The following is a 20060-nucleotide window of genomic DNA, read 5'->3' on the forward strand; positions in this document are numbered from 1 at the left end:
CGGACCGTGCCGTGCCGAGTCATGCGGACCAGGCCGTGGCGATCCGCGCGGCCAGAGCGACATTGCCGCGTACGGCAGCCAGGTTGGCCTCCAGCGAGGCGCCCTCCGTGTGGCGGACTAGATGGTCCAGGAGGAACGGGGTCACGGCCTGCCCTGTGACACCCTCGCGGGAACAGGCCGTCAAAGCCTCGGCCAGCACCCGGTCGTGGAGGTCCGGGTTCAGCTGTTCCGCCTCCGGGACGGGGTTCGCGACGATCAGCGCCGACTCCGGGCCGCCCAGGGCGTCCTGGGCGTGCATCGCCACAGCCACGTCCTCCGGCGCGTGCACCGTCCAGTCGACCGGCTCACCCGAGTCCCGGATGTAGAAGCCGGGGAAGTGGTCCGTACCGTAGCCGAGCACTCCGACGCCCAGCGTCTCCAGGCGTTGCAGCGTCGCGGGGACGTCGAGGATCGACTTCACGCCCGCGCAGACGACCGTGACGCGGGTGCGGGCCAGCAACCGCAGGTCGGCGGACTCGTCCTGCGTCGTCGTCCACTCGCGGTGTACGCCGCCCAGCCCGCCCGTGGCGAAGACCCGGACCCCGGCGCGCGCCGCCAGGAAAGCCGTACCGGACACGGTTGTCGCCCCGCTGGCGCCGACCGCCGCCGCGGGTGCCAGATCGCGGTGCCCGAGCTTACGGATCCCCTCGCCTGCCGCGATCCGCTCCAACTGGGCCTTGTCCAGGCCGATATGGGCCCTGCCGTCGAGTACGGCGATGGTCGCGGGTACGGCGCCGACGGCCCGTACGATCCCCTCCAGCTCCTCCGCCACCCGCAGATTGCGCGGGCGGGGCAGGCCGTGCGCGATGATCGTCGACTCCAGCGCGACGACCGGCCGCCGGTGCCGTTCGACCGCATCCTGAACCTCGTCGGACAACACCATCCACGGTGTGCGCTGCGGCATCTTCTTGCGCCTCCCGGCTCGTAGGCCACCTTTCCCACGCTCTCCCATCCCTGGCATCCGGGGCCCGGCCGCAAACCTCCCCCGTCGGGCGGCAGGGCTGCCCACCGTTGCCCAGCGCTCGGTCCGGGGGCTGTCCGGGCTGGGTTACCGGGCTGTCCGGGCTGGGTTCGGGGGCAGCCCGGGCTGGGTTCGGGACGTCCGGGCTGGTTCGGAGTGCCGGGGCCGGCTCGGGCCGGCTCGGGGCGGCTCGGGGCGGACGCCCGGCGGCCATGTGGCGGTCGGGCGGCTGTTATTCGGCAGTCTGTCGGTGTACTGACAACGCTGCCACTATCGTCACGCCGCCCGGAAGCCGGCACCCCACGGCACCGAGAGAGGAAACATCGTGAAGAGATCCGCACTTCTCGGCATGTCCGGAGCGATCCTCGCCGTCGCTACCCTGTTCAGCGCGCCCGCCGCCGCTTCCGCGGCCACCGCCCGGCCCAGTGGCGAGCAGGCCGTCGCCGTCACCAAGCTCACCCACGCCCAGGCCACTTCCCGGCTCAGCGCCGCAGGCATCTCCTGGACCTCCAGCGGCGGGTGCAGCGACCGAAACAACCCGACCTGTACGTCATTCGAGCAGGTCAACCTCGCCACCATCCAGGGCGCCGAAACATTGAGGTCCGCCAGCGGCTGCGCCCTCACCATCACCGGGGGGACCGAGACCGGCCACGCGTCCGGTACGTACAGCCACTGGAACGGCTACAAGCTCGACTTCAGCCCCACGAGCTGCGTGACCAACTACGTCCAGAACACCTTCACTTACATCGGCACCCGCCCGGGCGACGGCGCCCCGCAGTACCGGTCCGGCTCGGGCAACATCTACGCCCGCGAGAGCAACCACTGGGACGTCCTGTACTACAACTGCGGCGGCTGCTGACCGCCTCCCGTTCGTACCGGCTGCTGCCCGCGTCTCCTGCCGCGGGCAGCTCGGCGTCCGAGCGGTCGGGCGTCGGAGTGAGCGGGCGTCAGAGTGAATGGGCGTGGGAGACGTCGGAGTCGGAGTCGGCGTCAGAACAAGGGCTGCGGAAGTACGCCCTCCAGCGCCAGCAGCGCGCGCTTCGTCTCCCGGCCTCCCCCGAAGCCGCCGATCCCGCCGTCGCTCTCCACCACCCGGTGGCAGGGGACGACGACCGGCAGCGGATTGGAGCCCATGGCCGCGCCCACCGCCCGTGCCGCCCCCGGGTCGCCGACCCGGTCGGCCAGGTCCTGGTAGCCGACGACCGTGCCGTACGGGACGCCGGCCGCCAGCTCGCGCAGCACCCGCCGGTTGAAGCCGCCCGAGAGCGACCAGTCCAGCGCGAGGTCGAAGTCGCGGAGCGTACCGGCGAAGTAGGCGCGCAGCTCTCGGACCGTCTCGGCGAGCACGGGCGTCTCCGCCGCCTCCACGGGACGGCTCCCGAGCTGGGCGGCCAGCCGCTCCAGCGCTCTGCGCGAAGTCTTCTCATCGGCGTGGAAGACGACGTTGACCAGGCCCTCGTCGGTCGCCGCGAGCAGCAGCGGTCCGATGGGGGTGCCGGTCACGGTCCAGGTCACTGCGCTCATCTCACGCAGCGTAGCTGGCGCCGTCCGCACGCGCGCGTGGAGCGGGAGGACCGGCGGAAGGGTCCGCGAACCGGGGCCGGCGGACCGGGCCTGGGGACCGCTCGGACTGTCTCGAACACGACCGACCGCCTCGACACCGGGCGGTCGGCGGACCGGCGAAGCGGCGAAGCGGCGGACCCGTGCACCGGCGGACGCGCGGCACCGGCGACCCCGCGGACGCGCGGCACCGGCGCCCGGCGGACGGGCGGAGGCGGCCGCGCTGCCGGGCGGATGAACGCCGTCTCCCCTCCCGACAGCACGCGTGTCCCGCAGGCACGCGTGCGTGACCCGTTTCCCAGTGCCCTGTCCCAGGAGAGAGCCCCGCAACCGATGAGTGTGGGCGCGCCCCCGGGCGGGGGACGCGGCCACACCGGCGCCTGGGGCTTCCCGGGAGAAGGAGGCTACGGCGCCAAGACGCCCGCCAAAGGCAGGGAGTACGAGGTGTCCTCCGCCGTCGCGTCGCGGACGACGTCGGGTTTGTTGCTGATGATGCCGTCCACCCCGTAGCCCTTGAGCCGGGCCGCGGTCGGGCCGTCGTCGACGGTCCAGGTGTATACCTCGAGGGGCCGCCCGTGCGCCCCCGGGAGACTGTGAACGGCGGCTACGTACTCAGGTGTCACCGTCCGGAAGCTCGGGTTTATCTGGTCCGTGAACTTCGCGTACTGCGGCAACTCCGCCACCGCGGGGGTGCCCAGGAAGCCCGTCTTCACATCCGGCCTGAGCTTGTGGACCGCCTTGACGGAGTCCGCGCTGAACGACTGGATGACCAGCTTGTGCTCCACATGGTCGCGGTCCAGCCAGCCCTCGCGGCGCAGCTCACGCAGTGTCTGCTTCTCGATGCCCGGGTACAGCTCGGGCGCCTTGATCTCCATCAGCAATTTCTGATGGTGGTGACTCACCCGTTCGAGGTACTTCTCGAGCGTGGGAACGCGCGTACCCGCGTAGGCGGGTGAGAACCAGCTGCCTGCGTCGAGCCGCTTGATCTCCTTCAGGGTGAAGTCGGCGACCTTCCAGGGAGCGCGGTCGGGGAAGATCTCCTCCACGTTCGTGGTCCGCTTGAGGTTGGTGTCGTGGATGATGACCAACTCACCGTCCTTGGTGCGCTGGACGTCGTTCTCGACCCATGTGATGCCGAGGTCGTCCGCCTTGTCCACGGCGGCGAGCGTGTTCTCGGGGGCGTACGCCGACGCGCCGCGGTGAGCGACGACCACAGGCCGGTGCGGATCGGTGGCGGCATGCGCCGCCGTCGTGGGGAGGCTGAGTGCGGAGAACCCCAGAAGCGTGCCAACTGCGGCTGCGAGAGGGCGTATTTGCACGTGGACTCCTCGCTTTGTGTTCACGGACGGGCCGAGGGTCCCAGCCGCGGGGCAACATCCGACAGGCGGGGGATGGACAGAAGTTGAACGGAACTCGCTGGGGGATCCCAGCCTTGTCATATTGCGGTACGCCGACCTCCGCCGCGCTGCGAGAAACCCGTCTTGATGAAACGCGAGTCCCGGGCGTAACGGCCCCCCGGCCGGGGGCACTCGCCGACCGCGTCGTACCGACCGCGCCGGACTTCTTCCAGCGCCCGCCGGACCAACCGTGCCCTGCCGGCTGCGCGCCGCCGGAACCGACTGCGCGCACGTCCGTCCCGTCGGTCGAGCCCATCCGTCCGTCCGGTCGAGCCCGTCCGGCCGAGCCCCGCCGGGTCGGCTCCGCCCTCCCGCCCGCGTCCCACGCCCTCCCACTCGTGTCCCACCGTCTCCGACGACCGGGGGATCCGCGCCCTTGGAGCTCATGTTCGAGGGCAGCCTCGCTCCGATCCGAACGACTCGCTCCGACGGCTCACCGGCCGACTCCCCAGCCAGCCGGTCGGCCGGAGCGGTCGCCCGGCGAAGCGGTCCTGTCCTCGGCCGAGCCCGGGACGTGACAGCGCAGGCTCCCCGGCCGCTGGCCGGCGTCCGGCGTCCGGCGTCCGGCGACGGCGACGGAGGGAGGGGCCATCACCGGGACCACCACCCCGGGATCACCCGGAACCCGAGACCACTCGGGATCACCCAGCCCCACCCGGAACCCACCTGGAACCCACCCGGCCCCACCCGGAACCACCCCACTGAGAACCTGGCCGCCTCCCGGGGGCTCCCAGCATGATCAGCGGGGCGCTGGAGCAGCCGCGGCGCCTGTTGTCAGAGCCGAGTCGTACCGTTGGATCCATGCGGCCCGTATCCAAGATCGAACGTACTGTGGCGCCCTTCGAGGTCGTCAGCCCCTACCAGCCCAGCGGCGACCAGCCCACGGCCATCGCCGAGCTGGAGCGGCGCATCCGGGCGGGGGAGAAGGATGTCGTGCTGCTCGGCGCCACCGGTACCGGAAAGTCGGCGACCACCGCCTGGATGATCGAGAAGCTCCAGCGGCCGACCCTGGTGATGGCGCCCAACAAGACCCTCGCGGCCCAGCTGGCCAACGAATTCCGCGAGCTCCTGCCGAACAACGCCGTCGAGTACTTCGTCTCGTACTACGACTACTACCAGCCCGAGGCGTACGTCCCGCAGTCGGACACCTACATCGAGAAGGACTCCTCCATCAACGAGGAGGTCGAGCGGCTGCGCCACTCGGCGACGAATTCCCTGCTCACGCGGCGTGACGTGGTCGTGGTCGCATCCGTGTCCTGCATCTACGGCCTGGGCACCCCGCAGGAGTACGTCGACCGGATGGTGCCGCTGAAGGTCGGCGAGGAGATCGACCGCGACCAGCTGCTCCGCCGCTTCGTGGAGATCCAGTACACGCGGAACGACCTGGCCTTCACCCGCGGGACCTTCCGGGTCCGCGGCGACACCATCGAGATCTTCCCGGTCTACGAGGAGCTGGCCGTCCGGATCGAGATGTTCGGCGACGAGATCGAGGCGCTCTCCACCCTGCACCCGCTCACCGGCGAGGTGATCACCGAGGACCGGGAGCTGTACGTCTTCCCGGCCAGCCACTACGTCGCCGGTCCGGAGCGGATGGAGAAGGCCATCACCCGTATCGAGAACGAGCTCGAGGAGCAGCTCGGCCGGCTGGAGAAGCAGGGCAAGCTGCTGGAGGCCCAGCGGCTGCGCATGCGCACCACCTACGACATCGAGATGATGCGGCAGATCGGGAGCTGCTCCGGGATCGAGAACTACTCGCAGCACATCGACGGCCGTGAGACCGGCACCGCGCCGCACACGCTGATCGACTACTTCCCGGAGGACTTCCTCCTGGTCATCGACGAGTCGCATGTCACCGTGCCGCAGATCGGCGCGATGTACGAGGGGGACGCCTCCCGGAAACGGACTCTGGTCGAGCACGGCTTCCGGCTGCCGTCCGCCATGGACAACCGGCCGCTGAAATGGGAGGAGTTCCTGCAGCGGATGGGCCAGACCGTCTACCTCTCCGCGACCCCGGGGCAGTACGAGCTCTCCCGCTCCGACGGCCAGGTCGAGCAGATCATCCGGCCCACCGGGCTCGTCGACCCCGAGGTGGTCGTCAAGTCCACCCAGGGCCAGATCGACGACCTGGTGCACGAGATCCGTACGCGCACGGAGAAGAACGAGCGCGTCCTGGTCACCACCCTCACCAAGAAGATGGCCGAGGACCTGACCGACTACTTCCTCGAACTCGGCATCCAGGTCCGCTATCTGCACAGCGACGTCGACACGCTGCGCCGGGTGGAGCTGCTGCGTGAGCTGCGCGCCGGTGAGTACGACGTACTGGTCGGCATCAACCTCCTCAGGGAGGGCCTCGACCTGCCGGAGGTGTCGCTGGTCGCGATCCTCGACGCCGACAAGGAGGGCTTCCTGCGCTCCGGCACCTCGCTGATCCAGACCATCGGCCGCGCGGCGCGCAACGTCTCCGGCCAGGTCCATATGTACGCGGACAGGATGACCCCGGCGATGGAGAAGGCCATCGACGAGACCAACCGCCGCCGGGAGAAGCAGATCGCGTACAACAAGGAGCGCGGCCTCGACCCGCAGCCGCTGCGGAAGAAGATCAACGACATCGTCGCCACCATCGCCCGCGAGGAGGTCGACACCGAGGAGCTCCTCGGCACCGGATACCGCAATGCCAAGGAAGGCAAGGCCCCCGTTCCCGCGCTGAGCGGCAAGGCCGGCGCCGGCAAGGGTGGCCGCGAGCTGACGGACCGGCCCGCCGCCGAACTGGCCGCGCTGATCGAGGAGATGACCGAGCGTATGAGGGCCGCGGCCGCGGAGCTCCAGTTCGAGATCGCCGCACGGCTGCGGGATGAGGTCGGCGAACTGAAGAAGGAACTGCGCCAGATGCGGGAAGCCGGTCTCTCCTGACAGGGGCCGTCGCCTGCTGTGTTGCAAGAGCGCCACAAATCGGGGTGTGGCATGCCGCACGGACAGGGGCACTGCGTAGGGTTTCAGTCCAACCGCACAGACAGGCGGTTACGGGGCACGGGAGAGAAGGGACAGCGCGTGAGCGTCAACTTGTCCAAGGGGCAGGGCATCAGCCTGCAGAAGTCCGACGGGGGCACCCTCACCGCAGTACGGATGGGCCTGGGCTGGCAGGCGGCTCCTCGCCGTGGACTGTTCGGTAAGCGTACGAAGGAAATCGACCTCGACGCGTCGGCCGTGCTCTTCGCCGACAAGCAGCCGGTGGACGTGGTGTTCTTCCGCCATCTGGTGAGCGACGACGGCTCCGTCCGGCACACCGGTGACAACCTGGTGGGCGGCGCCGGGCAGGGCGGCGACGACGAGGCCATCCTCGTCGACCTCCAGCGGGTTCCGGTGCACATCGACCAGATCGTCTTCACCGTGAACTCCTTCACCGGCCAGACCTTCGCCGAGGTGGAGAACGCGTTCTGCCGCATCGTCGACGAGACCAACGGCCAGGAACTGGCGCGCTTCACCCTCACCGGCGGCGGTCAGTACACCGCTCAGATCATGGCGAAGGTGCACCGGGCGGGCAGCGGCTGGCAGATGACCGCCGTCGGCAACCCCGCCAACGGCCGCACGTTCCAGGACCTGATGCCGGCGATTCTGCCGCATCTGTAGCCGGCCGACGGGCAGAGCGCCCGGCGAAGCAGCAGCACTGACGGCTCCCGGAGGCACGGCCCCGGGAGCCGTGCGGCATAGCAGGACGCCGCACCCCGCACGACACCGCAACTGCACCGCACCGCACCGCACCGCACGACACTGCACCACATGGCACAGCGCGTCACCGCACGTGAACGCACGCCACGCACAACGGGGTGAACAGCACACCCCGGCCGGCCCCGGCACGCTCCGGACGGCCTGGCACGCAACCGTACGCAGGAAAACGACGAGGGGATGCACGATGACGGCCGAACTGGTGCGTGGGCAGAACCACCCACTGCCCCGGACCCGTTTGGAGATCCGGGTGTCGGCCGGAAAGCCGATCGTGGCAGGAGCCACCCTGGGCGACGAGCAGGGCACCGTACGGGGGGCCGAGTGGGTGGCCCACCCGGGCTCGCCGAACCTCCCCGGACTCGAAGTCTCCAAGTTGGCAGCGGCGGACCACCGGTTCGCCGTGGACCTCGAAGCCCTGCCGGAGAGCGTTCACCGGGTGAGCGTGCTCCTCGCGCTGCCGACCGGCGTCGGCGGGCCCGTACGCTTCGGGGCGGTCGCCGCGCCGTTCGTCGCGGTCACCGGTCTCGACGGCACCGAGGTCGCCAGCTACACGATCACGGACCTGGAACGCGAGTCCGCCGTGGTCGCGCTGGAGCTCTACCGCAGGCAGGACGTGTGGAAGGTACGTGCCGTCGGCCAGGGCTACGCCGGGGGACTGGCGGCCATGCTCCAGGACCAGGGGCTGTCGCAGGCCACCGAGCTCGCCGCCCGCATCAACGACGCTGTCGCCCGGGGCATGGCCCGCTCCGTCGCCCCTCCGCCGCCGCGACCCGGCGACGAGGGCCGAGTCCGTACGGCTGCCGCGGGCACCGGCGGCACCGGCGACGCCACCCCGGGGCCGTCCGGCCACGGCCCCGCACCCACCACCCCTCCGGCCGTCGTGCCGACCCAGCCGTCCGCGACCGGGAGCGCGAACCCGCCTGCGTCCGCGACCGGGAGCGGAAGCGCGCCTGCGTCCGCGACCGGGAGCGTGAGCGGCGGCGGTCCGGTCGACTACCGGCACCCGGGCCGTACACCGACGGCTCCCCCCACCCCTCCTCCCGCCGCGCCGCCCGCCCAGCCGGGACAGCCCACGCAGCCCGTGGCCGGTGACGCCTCCGGCTGGACGATGGACGAGCGCCTCTACAACCAGGTCTGGGGCATGTTCGAGGACCTGGCCCGGACAACTGCCGCCTACCGCAGCGCGGTGGACTTCGCCGACTCCCGGATGGAGCAGGAGCTCGACCGGGTGCTCTCCGACCCGCGTTCCCGTATCGGCACCGCGGGCGACGCCGCCCGCGCGGAGGCCCACGCCAAGCACACCCGGCTCGTCGACCAGGCTCGTACCGCGTTCGACCGCGACCTCGCCCAACTCGCCGCCGAGTCGGGTGTCGTGGAGCCCGCGCTGCCGCCCGCCTTCGCCGGATGGGACAGCCCGGTCTGGCAGGGCTACCGGGTGCCGATGGAGATACCGATGGCGCTGCGCCTCGGCGATCTGCATCTGCCGGAGCGGCCGGAGCTCCGTATCCCCATGCTGATGCGGCTGCCGCTGGAGCGTGGACTGTGGGTCGACAGCGGCCGCGCCGGCACGGCCGGAGGCGCTCTTGCCGACTCCGCGGAAAAGCGCCGGCTGGCCATGGACACCGCCGTCGCCCATGCCGCCCGCCTGCTCGCCGTCTATCCGGCGGGCGAGTTCACGGTCCATGTGATCGACCCGGCCGGGTCGGCCGTTTCCTCGCTCGCCCCGCTGGTCCAGTCCGGCGCCATCGGCGGGCCGCCCGCGGTGGGCGCAGCGGGGGTGGCCGAGGTGATGGCCAAGCTGACACAGCGCGTGGACCTGGTGCAGATGGCGATACGGGGCGGCGCGTCCGACTCGCTGCCGCCGGATCTGGACACCGCCGAACAGCTGCTGATCGTCAATGACTTCCCGCACGGCTTCGACGACCGCGCGGTCACCAGGCTGCGCTACCTCGCCGACGAGGGCCCGGCCGTGGGCGTGCATCTGATGATGGTCGCCGACCGGGAGGACGCGCGGGAGTACGGGCCGGTACTCGACCCGCTGTGGCGCGCGCTGCTGCGCATCACGCCGGTCCCCGACGACCACCTCGCGGACCCCTGGGTCGGGCACGCCTGGACGTACGAGCCGGCGCTCGCGCCCGCCGGGAGCCGGGTGCTTCACCAAGTGCTCGGCCAGGTCGTCGAAGCCCGCCGGTCGTGGAAGCGCTGACCAGTGCTTTTGCCGCGAGCTACCTTGTCCTTTACCTTCCTTTGGCTTTTCATGTACCGTTCTTTGTACGGAGGGGAGTACTCCTTGCTGCGGCGTACCCGTCAATACGGATCGATGAGATCCCGGGGCGCCGGCCCGTAGCGCGGCACGCGAACTCGGGTGGAAGAGACCTCCGGCAGCGACGACGCTGACAGTTGCCGTAGACATGCCGGAGGATCACGTGGACGTTTCCCTGACCGTGTGGCTCATGACCGTTGCCGGTCTCATCGCCCTCATCGCCGTCGATTTCTTCATCGGCGGCCGAAAGCCTCACGAGGTCTCGATCAAGGAAGCCGGTCTCTGGACGGCTGTCTGGGTCGTGCTCGCCGCGCTCTTCGGTGTCGGTGTGTATCTGTTCGGCGGCGGCGAGCCGGCGGGCGAGTTCTTCGCGGGCTACATCACCGAGAAGTCGCTGAGCGTCGACAACCTCTTCGTCTTCGTCCTGATCATGGCCAAGTTCGCTGTCCCGCCGATATATCAGCAGCGGGTGCTGATGGTGGGCGTACTGATAGCCCTCGTCCTGCGCACGGTCTTCATCGTCGCGGGCGCCGCGATCATCGCGAACTTCTCCTGGATCTTCTACATCTTCGGTGCCTTCCTCATCTGGACCGCCTGGAAGCTCATCCAGGACGCGCGAGGTGAGGAGCAGGACGAGGAGTACGAGGAGAACCGCCTGCTGAAGGCGGTGGAGAAGCGCTTCCCGTCCACCGACACGTACCACGGCACCAAGCTGTTCATCGCCGAGAACGGCAAGCGTCTGATGACCCCGATGCTGATCGTCATGCTGGCGATCGGCACCACGGACGTCCTCTTCGCCCTGGACTCCATTCCCGCGATCTTCGGTCTCACCCAGGACCCGTACATCGTCTTCACCGCCAACGCCTTCGCGCTGATGGGTCTGCGGCAGCTGTACTTCCTGATCGGCGGACTGTTGAAGAAGCTGGTCCACCTGTCGTACGGGCTCTCGGTGATCCTCGGCTTCATCGGCGTGAAGCTGGTGCTGCACGCGCTGCACGAGTCCGGTCTGTCCGTCCCCGAGATCAGCATCCCGGTCTCCCTCGGCGTGATCTGCGCGGTGCTCGTCGTCACCACGATCACCAGCCTGAACGCGTCGAGGAAGCAGGCGGCCGCGGAGACGGTCGAGGTCGAGGCCAGGGCCAGGGCCGAGAAGGACCGCATCGACACCTGACCTACGCTCCTGGCCTGGCCTGGCCGGACCAGGCCGGGATGGTGCGCGGCTGGGCTCAGGCCGGAGCACTCGCCCCGGTGGCAGCATGATCCGCTGCCACCGCGGGCCGTGTCTCGGGAAGCAGCGCGAAGCAGCCCAGGCTCAGCAGAGCGATCGCCGTCAGATACGCCGCAACTCCCCACGGCGGCCCGTCACCGACAGCCACCGCCGTCGCGACCACCGGCGTGAGCGCACCACCCACGACGCCGCCCAGGTTGTAGCCAACGGCAGCGCCCGTGCAGCGCATCCGCGGTTCGTACAACTCCGGCAGATAGGCCGCGACGACGGAGAACATCGTGATGAAGGCCAGCAGCGCGACGAGGAAGCCGAGGAACATCAACAGCGGCTGCGCCGTGCGCAGCAGCGCGATCATCGGGGCCATCCACAGCGCCGCGGCCGTGCAGCCCGCCAGGCACAGCGGCCGTCGGCCGTAGCGGTCGCCGAGCATCGCGGCCAGCGGCGTGCACGTGCCCATGACCGCCACCGCCGCCATGATGCAGCCGAGCATCACCGTCCGGCTCACGCCCAGCTTCTCGGTGGCGTACGCGAGGGACCAGGTCGTCACCGTGTAGAAGACGGCGTAGCCGACGGCGAGCGCTCCGGCCGTCAGCAGGACCAACCGCCAGTGGCCGCGGACGACTTCCGCCAGTGGGACGCGGGCCAGTGTGCCCCGCCGCGCCAGTTCCTCGAACTGCGGGCTCTCGGCGAGCGAGGTACGCAGCAGCAGCCCGGCCAGAGCCAGCACCCCTGCCGCCCAGAACGGAACCCGCCAGCCCCAGGAACGGAATTGGGCCTCCGTCAGGGTGGCCGACAGCCCCAGCATCACGCCGTTCGCCAGCAGAAAGCCCACCGAGGGCCCGATCTGCGGAAAGCTCGACCACAGCACGCGCCGCCGCTCGGGCGCGTGCTCGGCGGTGAGCAGCACCGCGCCTCCCCACTCACCGCCCAGACCGAGCCCCTGGAGGAAACGCAGGATCAGCAGCAGCACGGGAGCGGCGGCCCCGATCGCCCCGTACGTGGGCACACAGCCGACGCCGACGGTCGCGACACCGGTCAGCAGCAGTGAGGCGAGCAGGACCGGGCGGCGGCCATGGCGGTCGCCGATGTGCCCGAAGAGGACCGAGCCGAGCGGGCGGGAGAGAAAGCCGATACCGAAGGTGCCGAAGGCGGCGAGAGTGCCCGCGAGCGGCGAGAAGGCCGGGAAGAAGAGCGGCCCGAGGACCAGGGCCGCAGCGGTGCCGTAGACGAAGAAGTCGTAGAACTCGATGGCGGTGCCGACGAGTGACGCCGCGGCCAGGCGAGTCATCGACGGGCGGCGGAGGGCGTCGCTATGATCCTTCACGCCGCGCTCAACGAGCGCTTGCGCACGCTGGTCACCGGGCGCGCGGGAGCGCTCGCGCGGTGACCGGGAGGAGCCGGGCGGACCGGCCGACGCCCTCTCCGCAACGCCTGACGCGGCCCACGCTCCGACGCCCGGTGACCCGACGCCGGTACTCCGGTCGCCGCGGCGGGGCTTCGGGTCAATTGGCGGGCCGCGGGATTGCGTCGGCGACACCCCCCAGGCCCGCGCGCTGGCGGGTCTGTTCCTCCTGGGCGAACGCCTGATCGCGGCGGGTACGCGGCGTGGGCGCAGGGGCGGGCGCGGGTACGGAGATCGGCATCTGCCGGAGCCCAGCCACGCGCGCGTGCCCACGGTTCCGGCGGCACCAGGGGCTTCCGGCACGCCCGTGCCACCCCAGCAGGCCCGGCTGAACGGACGCGGGGCCGCCGCCGTACAGATCAATGACGCCACCGGCGCCGCCTCACGGTCGAGGCGGTCGACCGCCGAAGGGCGCCCCCGAAGTCCGATCCCCTGGAGGATGACATGCGTGATCTCAAGCTCAGTGCCGCTGACCGGATGGAGGCCCGGATCCGTGGCGTTGAGCCGTCAGGTCCCGCGAGCGAGAGCCCCGGAGCCGCTGAGCAGAATGCCGCCCGCTTCGGCTCGGCCCCGGTCGCCCCGTGGCGGTCACGGACCGCAGCCGCCCACCGGTACGCCGACCGCTACCAGCCGGAGGACGACGGCCCGCCGCACGCGGCCTGACAACCGAAGAAGTGCCCCTGTCGGCGGCTTGTACGGCCTCTTCGGTCAGCCCGACCCGGCCTCGGTCAGCCGGACCCGGCCTCGGTCAGCCCGACCCGGGCCTGGGTCAGCCCGACCCGGGCCCTGCCGCCGTGCGTTGACGCCGAAAGCGTGCCCGTCCCGACCGACAGGGGCCCGAGTTGGGCGGCCAGGGGCCTGAGTCGGGTGGCAGCCCCGGAGCGGATCACCAGCCCGCGGGGGACCGCCCGCCGGACCACCAGCCCCGGGCCGGGCTCACCAGCCCGCGGGGGTGCCACCGCCGAACACCAGCTCCGGGCCGCAATCACCAGCCCCGGGCTTTCCACTCCGCGAGGTGCGGCCGCTCGTTGCCGAGCGTCGTGTCGTTGCCATGGCCCGGATAGACCCACGTCTCATCCGGAAGGGCACCGAAGATCTTGGTCTCCAGCCCCTCGATCAGCGATGTGAAGTCCTCCGGGTTCGTCGTCTTCCCGGGACCGCCCGGGAAGAGGCAGTCGCCGGTGAAGACGTGCGCGTGGCCGTGCGGGTCGTCGTAGATCAGGGCGATGCTGCCCGGCGTGTGGCCGACGAGGTGGCGCGCGGTGAGCTCGACGCGGCCGACCCGGATCGTGTCGCCGTCGTCGACCAGGACATCCGTCGGGACGGGGATGCCGGCGGCGTCGTGGCGGCCGGCATAGGTGCGGGCGCCGGTCGCGGTGACGACCTCGGGCAGGGCCTGCCAGTGGTCGGCGTGCTGGTGGGTGGTGACCACCGAGGCGATGCCGCCGTCGCCGATGAGATTCAGCAGCGTCCGCGGCTCGTTCGCCGCGTCGATCAGCAGCTGCACATCAGTCGCTCTGCATCGCAGCAGATAGGCGTTGTTCTCCATGGGCCCGACCGCGACCTTCGAGATCATGAGGTCCGTCAGCTCGTGCACATCCGCGGGCCCGCCCACCGTTACCACTCCGCTGTACGTCATGGCGTCAGCCTAGCGGCGGCAGCGCGGGCACGGCGGACCCGCCCGTATCGAGGCGTGCACCGTCCGCCCGGCCCGTGAGCCAGCCGAGCAGGGCGGCGGCGGAGCCGCTGACCGCCGTGGGTTCGGCGCCGTCCCGGCCCGTACGCCAGCTGCGGCCGTCGTCAGCGGTCAGCAGCAGCGCCGGAACGTCGGAGCGGCCCGCGAAACGCTCGCCCGCGACGTAGTCCAGATCACGGTCCACGAAGGAGGCCGGCAGATCCTCGACCTCGCAGCCGATACCGAGATCCACGTGGTGCAGTTCGATCTCCACGAGCCGGCGGAAGAGCACCCGGTCGGCGCGGTCGGTGACGCCGTTGCGCAGCTCGACTGTCCGCTGCCACGCCTCGGGATGAAGTGCGGCGGCCGCGGTGTTGAAACGTTCGGTGCTTGCGAGCAGGTCCTCGATGTGGGCGGCGACCGGGCGGTCGGCGTCGCGCTCGATGTCCGCGCCCCGGACCTCGGCGCTCGCGTACATAGGGATGCGGGTGCCGGTGCGTGCGGCGGTGAGGACGTTCACCAGAGCGTCGGCATTGCGCGCCAGGTGGGCGAGAACATGGCCGCGTGACCAGCCCGGAAGCCGGGAGGGCGCGCGTACGGCCGCGTCGTCGAGCTTGCCCACCGCCGCGATCAGCCGGTCGGTGGCCTCCTGTACGGCGGCCGCGTCCTGCACGTGATCAGTCATGACCCGACGCTATCGCCGCCACACGTTCGGGTGAAGGAGGCGACGGAAGCCCGTAAATCGAATGTGCGTGCTATAGGCTCGGTTCGGCATCAGTAGGACACCGCTCAGCCGCCGCCCATACCCTGGACCGGGGTGCGGCGCATCCCACCGCTTCTCAAGAAAGGTGCCGACCGGCGTGGCCGACCGTCTCATCGTCCGTGGCGCTCGCGAGCACAATCTCAAGAATGTCTCGCTCGATCTCCCCCGTGACTCCCTCATCGTCTTCACCGGACTGTCGGGGTCGGGCAAGTCCTCCCTCGCGTTCGACACGATCTTCGCCGAGGGGCAGCGTCGGTACGTCGAGTCGCTCTCCTCCTACGCCCGTCAGTTCCTGGGGCAGATGGACAAGCCCGATGTGGACTTCATCGAGGGCCTGTCCCCGGCGGTCTCCATCGATCAGAAGTCGACCTCGCGCAACCCGCGCTCGACGGTCGGCACGATCACCGAGGTCTACGACTACCTCCGGCTCCTCTTCGCCCGCATCGGCAAGCCGCACTGCCCCGAGTGCGGCCGCCCGATCGCCCGGCAGTCGCCGCAGGCGATCGTCGACAAGGTACTGGGCCTGGAGGAGGGGAGCCGCTTCCAGGTGCTGGCGCCACTGGCGCGAGAGCGCAAGGGCGAGTTCGCCGACCTCTTCTCCGACCTCCAGGCCAAGGGCTACAGCCGGGCCCGGGTGGACGGCACGACGATCCAGCTGTCCGACCCGCCGAAGCTGAAGAAGCAGGAGAAGCACACCATCGAGGTGGTCGTGGACCGCCTCACCGTCAAGGACAGCGCGAAGCGCCGGCTCACGGACTCCGTCGAGACCGCGCTCGGGCTCTCCGGCGGCATGGTGATCCTGGACTTCGTGGACCTCGACGAGGACGACCCGCAGCGCGAGCGGATGTACTCCGAGCACCTCTACTGCCCGTACGACGATCTGTCCTTCGAGGAGCTGGAGCCGCGCTCCTTCTCCTTCAACTCGCCCTTCGGCGCCTGCCCGGACTGCACCGGCATCGGCACGCGCATGGAGGTCGACCCGGAGCTGATCGTCCCCGACGAGGAGAAGTCGCTCGACGAGGGCGCCATCAACCCCTGGTCGCACGGGCACACCAAGGACTACTTCGGACGGCTGGTCGGCGCGCTCGCCGATGAGCTCGGATTCCGTACGGACATCCCGTGGGCAGGCCTGCCGCAGCGTGCCAGGAAGGCCCTGCTGCAAGGCCACCGGACGCAGATCGAGGTGCGGTACCGCAACCGCTACGGGCGGGAGCGCGCGTACACCACCTCCTTCGAGGGCGCGGTGCCGTTCGTCAAGCGGCGGCACTCGGAGGCGGAGAGCGACAGCAGCCGGGAGCGCTTCGAGGGCTATATGCGCGAGGTGCCCTGCCCGACCTGTGACGGGACCCGGCTCAAGCCGATCGTGCTCGCGGTCACCGTGCAGGGCAGTTCGATCGCGGAGATCGCGGCGATGTCGATCAGCGAATGCGCGGACTTCCTGCGGGACATGAAGCTCACCGCGCGCGAGAAGACCATCGCGGAGCGTGTGCTGAAGGAGGTCAATGAGCGGCTGAGGTTCCTGGTCGACGTCGGCCTGGACTATCTGTCGCTGAACCGGGCGGCGGGCACACTGTCCGGCGGCGAGGCGCAGCGCATCCGGCTCGCCACCCAGATCGGCTCCGGCCTGGTCGGCGTGCTGTACGTGCTGGACGAGCCGTCGATCGGCCTGCACCAGCGGGACAACCACCGGCTGATCGAGACACTCGTCCGCCTCCGGGACCTCGGCAACACCCTGATCGTCGTGGAGCACGACGAGGACACGATCAATTCGTCGGACTGGGTGGTGGACATCGGCCCCGGTGCGGGCGAGCACGGCGGCAAGGTCGTGCACAGCGGTCCGCTGAAGGAGCTGCTGACCAACACGGAGTCGATGACCGGGCAGTATCTGGCCGGGAAGAAGGCGATTCCGACGCCGGACATCCGCCGGCCGGTGGACGGCAAGCGGCGGCTGACCGTGCACGGCGCCCGCGAGAACAACCTGCAGGACATCGATGTGTCGTTCCCGCTCGGGGTGTTCACGGCCGTCACCGGTGTCTCGGGATCCGGTAAATCGACGCTGGTCAACGACATTCTGTATACGCACCTGGCGCGGGAGCTCCAGGGTGCGAAGACCGTGCCCGGCCGGCACACGCGGGTCGCGGGCGACGACCTCGTCGACAAGGTCGTGCACGTCGACCAGTCGCCGATCGGCCGTACGCCCCGCTCCAACCCGGCCACGTACACCGGTGTCTTCGACCACGTCCGCAGGCTCTTCGCGGAGACGATGGAGGCGAAGGTACGCGGCTATCTGCCGGGCCGGTTCTCCTTCAACGTCAAGGGCGGGCGCTGCGAGAACTGCTCCGGCGACGGCACCATCAAGATCGAGATGAACTTCCTGCCGGATGTGTATGTGCCGTGCGAGGTCTGCCACGGCGCGCGTTACAACCGGGAGACGCTGGAGGTCCACTACAAGGGCAAGAGCATCGCCGAGGTCCTGGACATGCCGATCGAGGAGGCACTCGGCTTCTTCGAGGCGGTGCCGACCATCGCCCGGCACCTGCGGACGCTCAACGAGGTCGGTCTCGGCTACGTACGCCTCGGGCAGTCCGCGCCGACGCTCTCCGGTGGTGAGGCGCAGCGCGTCAAGCTGGCCAGCGAGTTGCAGAAGCGCTCGACGGGCCGGACGGTCTACGTGCTCGACGAGCCCACGACCGGTCTGCACTTCGATGACATCAGCAAGTTGATCAATGTGCTGTCCGGACTGGTCGACAAAGGCAACACCGTGATCGTCATTGAGCACAACCTCGATGTGATCAAGACAGCCGACTGGGTCGTGGACATGGGCCCGGAGGGCGGCAACGGCGGCGGTCTGGTCGTCGCGGAAGGCACGCCCGAGGAGGTCGCCTCGATCCCGGCGAGCCATACCGGCAAGTTCCTGCGGGATCTGCTGGGGGAGCGGGTCAGCGACGCGGTTCCGCAGCCCCGTAGCGGGAAACAGAGCGCGGTGAAGAAGGCTCCGGCGGCCAGGAAGGCGCCCGCGAAGACGGTCGCCGCGAAATCTGCGACCGCCAAGCGGACCGTCGCCGCGAAGACGACGACCGCCGACGCGAGGAAGCAGAAGTCCGCGGCCGCGGCGGTGAAGAAGACCGCGACCGCGAAGAAGTCCTCGAAGACGCGGGGCAGCTGAGCTGAGGGCTGCCGGGCCGGGGCGGCGATCCGCAGCACCGGCCCAGGGGTGGGACGATGCCGCCCGTCCGCTGCGGCGGCGGGCGGCATTCGGCTGCGCGGGCTCGTACGGAGGGCCGTCGCGCTGCGTGCGGGGCGACCTCCCCCGGCTACCGCTGGGGGCACCCCCAGCCAGCGGTAGCCGGGGGGAGTGCCCCACCGCCGTGCGACCGCGCGCACCGGACGCCGTGGGCCCTGCCCTCCGGGCGGACGGCGCTGCGTCCGGAAACGCGCCTAGCCGTCGAGTTCGGCCGCGTACGGCAGATCGGCGCCCGCGCGGGAGCAGGTGATCGCCGCCGCGCGGGCCGCGAAGCCGAGGATGTCCCGCCAATCCTCGGCGCCGAGGGCGGCCAGCGCGGCGGGGGAGAGCGCGTCGTGCGCGGCGAGACGATGCAGCAGCGCAGCGTTGACCGTGTCGCCGGCGCCGATGGTGTCCACCACCTCCACCCGCTCGCCCCGCACCGAGAACTCGTGGCCGTCGCGCGTCAACACCGTGAGCCCGTCCGCCCCATGGGTGATCACCACGGCGCCGGGACCGGCCGCCAGCCACTCGCGCGGAGTGCCGCCGAGCCAGTCCGCGTCCTCCGCGGACAGTTTCAGCAGCGCGGTGTACGGCAGCCAGGACCGGAAGCGGGCCCGGTAGGCGTCCGCGTCGGGGATCAGCGGGGGCCGGATGTTCGGGTCCAGCGCGGTGAACACCCCACGCCCGGCTTCGCGCCGCAGCAGCTCCTCGTACGCCCCCGCCCCCGGCTCCAGCACCAGCGAGCAGGTGCCCAGCGACAGCGCGCGCGTCTCGTCCGGCAGCGGACCCGGGAGCTCGAAGAGGCGGTCGGCGGTGCCCTCGACGTAGAAGCCGTAGCCCGCGGAACCGTCGGCGCCTATGGCGGCGAGCGCCAGCGTGGTCAGCTCCGGGCCGCGCTGCACAAGGCTGGTGTCCACACCGTCCGCGCGCAGCCCGCGCAGCAGGGCCTCCCCGAAACCGTCCTCCGAAACCCGTGAGCAGAAGGCGGTGGGGGAGCCGAGCCGGCCCAGTCCCACCGCGGTGTTGTACGGGCCGCCTCCGCGCCGGGGCAGCAGCGCCGGAAGCCCGCCGCCTTCCGTGCTCGGGCCGGGGACGAGGTCGATCAGGGCTTCTCCCGCTACGACGATCACGAGCCGCATTCCTTTCCCCGGGGATTCCCCGGCGTCCACGAGTCGAGTGAGGTGATTCTGACAGCCGGTCCGACGGGGTCGCCGCTCCCCCCGGACCTCTGCTTCCGGTCCGCCGCCCCGGCTATCCGCTCCGTGACCACGTAGGGCGTCATGGTGACGAGGGCAGAGCCGCTGCGGCCGGGGGAGCACACCACCTGGCGCCGGCCGTACGTTTTCGCAGCTCGAGCGCCGGGTCGTAGGGACCCGCTCGCGTCCACCGGCTGTATGGAGCGAGATCAACGGTGGTCGGCCGGCGGGGTGGTATCCCGCGGTTCTCAGGTGGCGGGCACATACATGTTCTACGGTGACGGCACCACCGGCGGCCGGGTCCACGGGGCCCGCAGCCCTCCAGCGACTGCTTCAACTGGGCGCCATAGCCGGTATGTCGAACAGCGAGTGCTTCGGGCCCGAGTCCGTGACCGCCATGACGAACACCGCCCGAGCGGTCGCCGCCGGAGCTCTTGCCGCCGCTGTGGTCGCAGTTGGTCCGCAGATACAGGGCCACGCCCAGGCCCACGTGCAGGCTCAGGCTCGCGCCTATGCCCCGGCTCAGGCTCGCGCCCACGTGCAGGCTCAGGCTCGCGCCTATGCCCCGGCTCAGGCTCGCGCCCACGTGCAGGCTCAGGCTCGCGCCTATGCCCCGGCTCAGGCTCG

General features: G+C 70.6%; 14 protein-coding genes and 1 pseudogene. 8 read left to right on the forward strand and 7 right to left on the reverse strand.

Translation table 11 applies throughout. The features are described 5' to 3' along the window. Positions 1-19 precede the first annotated feature (19 nt). A complete protein-coding gene (locus ABZW18_RS10890; protein ID WP_356185133.1) occupies positions 20-943 on the reverse strand; it encodes a pseudouridine-5'-phosphate glycosidase in 924 nt (307 codons plus the stop codon). Between the two features lie 382 nt (positions 944-1325). On the opposite strand from ABZW18_RS10890, the gene ABZW18_RS10895 reads away from it, so the two are divergent. Then, positions 1326-1859 carry a hypothetical protein gene (locus tag ABZW18_RS10895; RefSeq protein ID WP_356185136.1) on the forward strand — a complete coding sequence of 178 codons (534 nt, stop codon included), beginning with the start codon at positions 1326-1328 and terminating at the stop codon, positions 1857-1859. 131 nt (positions 1860-1990) lie between these two features. Here ABZW18_RS10895 and ABZW18_RS10900 read toward each other — a convergent pair whose 3' ends face one another. Both ABZW18_RS10900 and ABZW18_RS10905 read right to left on the reverse strand, forming a co-directional pair. After that, a complete protein-coding gene (locus ABZW18_RS10900) occupies positions 1991-2524 on the reverse strand; it encodes a methylated-DNA--[protein]-cysteine S-methyltransferase (protein ID WP_356185139.1) in 534 nt (177 codons plus the stop codon). A gap of 440 nt (positions 2525-2964) precedes the next feature. After that, positions 2965-3879: a glycerophosphodiester phosphodiesterase family protein gene (locus ABZW18_RS10905; protein WP_356185142.1), complete on the reverse strand. Its 915-nt coding sequence runs from the start codon at positions 3877-3879 to the stop codon at positions 2965-2967. 879 nt (positions 3880-4758) lie between these two features. Here ABZW18_RS10905 and uvrB point away from each other — a divergent pair. The 4 genes from uvrB (at position 4759) to ABZW18_RS10925 (ending at position 11114) form a co-directional block, all read left to right on the forward strand. Next, positions 4759-6867: an excinuclease ABC subunit UvrB gene (gene uvrB / locus ABZW18_RS10910; RefSeq protein WP_356185144.1), complete on the forward strand. Its 2109-nt coding sequence runs from the start codon at positions 4759-4761 to the stop codon at positions 6865-6867. Positions 6868-7005: 138 nt separating this feature from the next. Then, complete coding sequence (locus ABZW18_RS10915; RefSeq protein WP_356185147.1) at positions 7006-7584, forward strand: TerD family protein; 579 nt, start codon at positions 7006-7008, stop codon at positions 7582-7584. A gap of 283 nt (positions 7585-7867) precedes the next feature. Further along, a complete protein-coding gene (locus tag ABZW18_RS10920; RefSeq protein ID WP_356185150.1) occupies positions 7868-9886 on the forward strand; it encodes a TerD family protein in 2019 nt (672 codons plus the stop codon). 220 nt (positions 9887-10106) lie between these two features. Then, entirely contained in the window at positions 10107-11114 is a 1008-nt protein-coding gene (locus ABZW18_RS10925; RefSeq protein ID WP_356185152.1) for a TerC family protein, read from the forward strand. A gap of 55 nt (positions 11115-11169) precedes the next feature. Here ABZW18_RS10925 and ABZW18_RS10930 read toward each other — a convergent pair whose 3' ends face one another. Beyond that, positions 11170-12459, reverse strand: a complete 1290-nt coding sequence (locus ABZW18_RS10930) for an MFS transporter (protein WP_356185171.1) — start codon at positions 12457-12459, stop codon at positions 11170-11172. A gap of 558 nt (positions 12460-13017) precedes the next feature. Here ABZW18_RS10930 and ABZW18_RS10935 point away from each other — a divergent pair. Further along, on the forward strand, positions 13018-13236 hold the full coding sequence (locus ABZW18_RS10935; RefSeq protein ID WP_356185154.1) for a hypothetical protein: 219 nt from the start codon (positions 13018-13020) through the stop codon (positions 13234-13236). A gap of 322 nt (positions 13237-13558) precedes the next feature. Here the strand turns inward: ABZW18_RS10935 and ABZW18_RS10940 are convergent, their stop codons facing one another. Continuing rightward, the gene (locus ABZW18_RS10940; protein ID WP_356185157.1) at positions 13559-14212 is read right to left on the reverse strand and encodes an MBL fold metallo-hydrolase; all 654 of its coding nucleotides are present in this window, start codon (positions 14210-14212) and stop codon (positions 13559-13561) included. Between the two features lie 4 nt (positions 14213-14216). Continuing rightward, positions 14217-14933: a maleylpyruvate isomerase family mycothiol-dependent enzyme gene (locus tag ABZW18_RS10945; protein WP_356185160.1), complete on the reverse strand. Its 717-nt coding sequence runs from the start codon at positions 14931-14933 to the stop codon at positions 14217-14219. A gap of 175 nt (positions 14934-15108) precedes the next feature. Here ABZW18_RS10945 and uvrA point away from each other — a divergent pair, with 175 nt between their 5' ends. Further along, complete coding sequence (gene uvrA / locus ABZW18_RS10950) at positions 15109-18177, forward strand: excinuclease ABC subunit UvrA (RefSeq protein ID WP_356185163.1); 3069 nt, start codon at positions 15109-15111, stop codon at positions 18175-18177. A 272-nt stretch (positions 18178-18449) separates the two neighbouring features. Here uvrA and ABZW18_RS10955 read toward each other — a convergent pair whose 3' ends face one another. Further along, positions 18450-19367, reverse strand: a complete 918-nt coding sequence (locus tag ABZW18_RS10955; RefSeq protein WP_356185166.1) for a carbohydrate kinase — start codon at positions 19365-19367, stop codon at positions 18450-18452. 343 nt (positions 19368-19710) lie between these two features. Here ABZW18_RS10955 and ABZW18_RS10960 point away from each other — a divergent pair. Continuing rightward, positions 19711-20060: pseudogene (locus ABZW18_RS10960) on the forward strand (hypothetical protein); the annotation flags it as partial.

It is taken from the genome of Streptomyces sp. NPDC004647 (genome assembly GCF_040609575.1).
Taxonomy (GTDB): Bacteria; Actinomycetota; Actinomycetes; order Streptomycetales; family Streptomycetaceae; genus Streptomyces.

What these genes read in the sequence shown, in the direction of transcription:
- ABZW18_RS10890 (WP_356185133.1), bottom strand. Translation starts at nt 943, where the DNA reads ATGCCGCAGCGCACACCGTGGATGGTGTTGTCCGACGAGGTTCAGGAT.
- ABZW18_RS10900 (WP_356185139.1), bottom strand. Translation starts at nt 2,524, where the DNA reads ATGAGCGCAGTGACCTGGACCGTGACCGGCACCCCCATCGGACCGCTG.
- uvrB (WP_356185144.1), top strand. Translation starts at nt 4,759, where the DNA reads ATGCGGCCCGTATCCAAGATCGAACGTACTGTGGCGCCCTTCGAGGTC.
- ABZW18_RS10920 (WP_356185150.1), top strand. Translation starts at nt 7,868, where the DNA reads ATGACGGCCGAACTGGTGCGTGGGCAGAACCACCCACTGCCCCGGACC.
- ABZW18_RS10930 (WP_356185171.1), bottom strand. Translation starts at nt 12,459, where the DNA reads ATGACTCGCCTGGCCGCGGCGTCACTCGTCGGCACCGCCATCGAGTTC.
- ABZW18_RS10935 (WP_356185154.1), top strand. Translation starts at nt 13,018, where the DNA reads ATGCGTGATCTCAAGCTCAGTGCCGCTGACCGGATGGAGGCCCGGATC.
- ABZW18_RS10940 (WP_356185157.1), bottom strand. Translation starts at nt 14,212, where the DNA reads ATGACGTACAGCGGAGTGGTAACGGTGGGCGGGCCCGCGGATGTGCAC.
- ABZW18_RS10945 (WP_356185160.1), bottom strand. Translation starts at nt 14,933, where the DNA reads ATGACTGATCACGTGCAGGACGCGGCCGCCGTACAGGAGGCCACCGAC.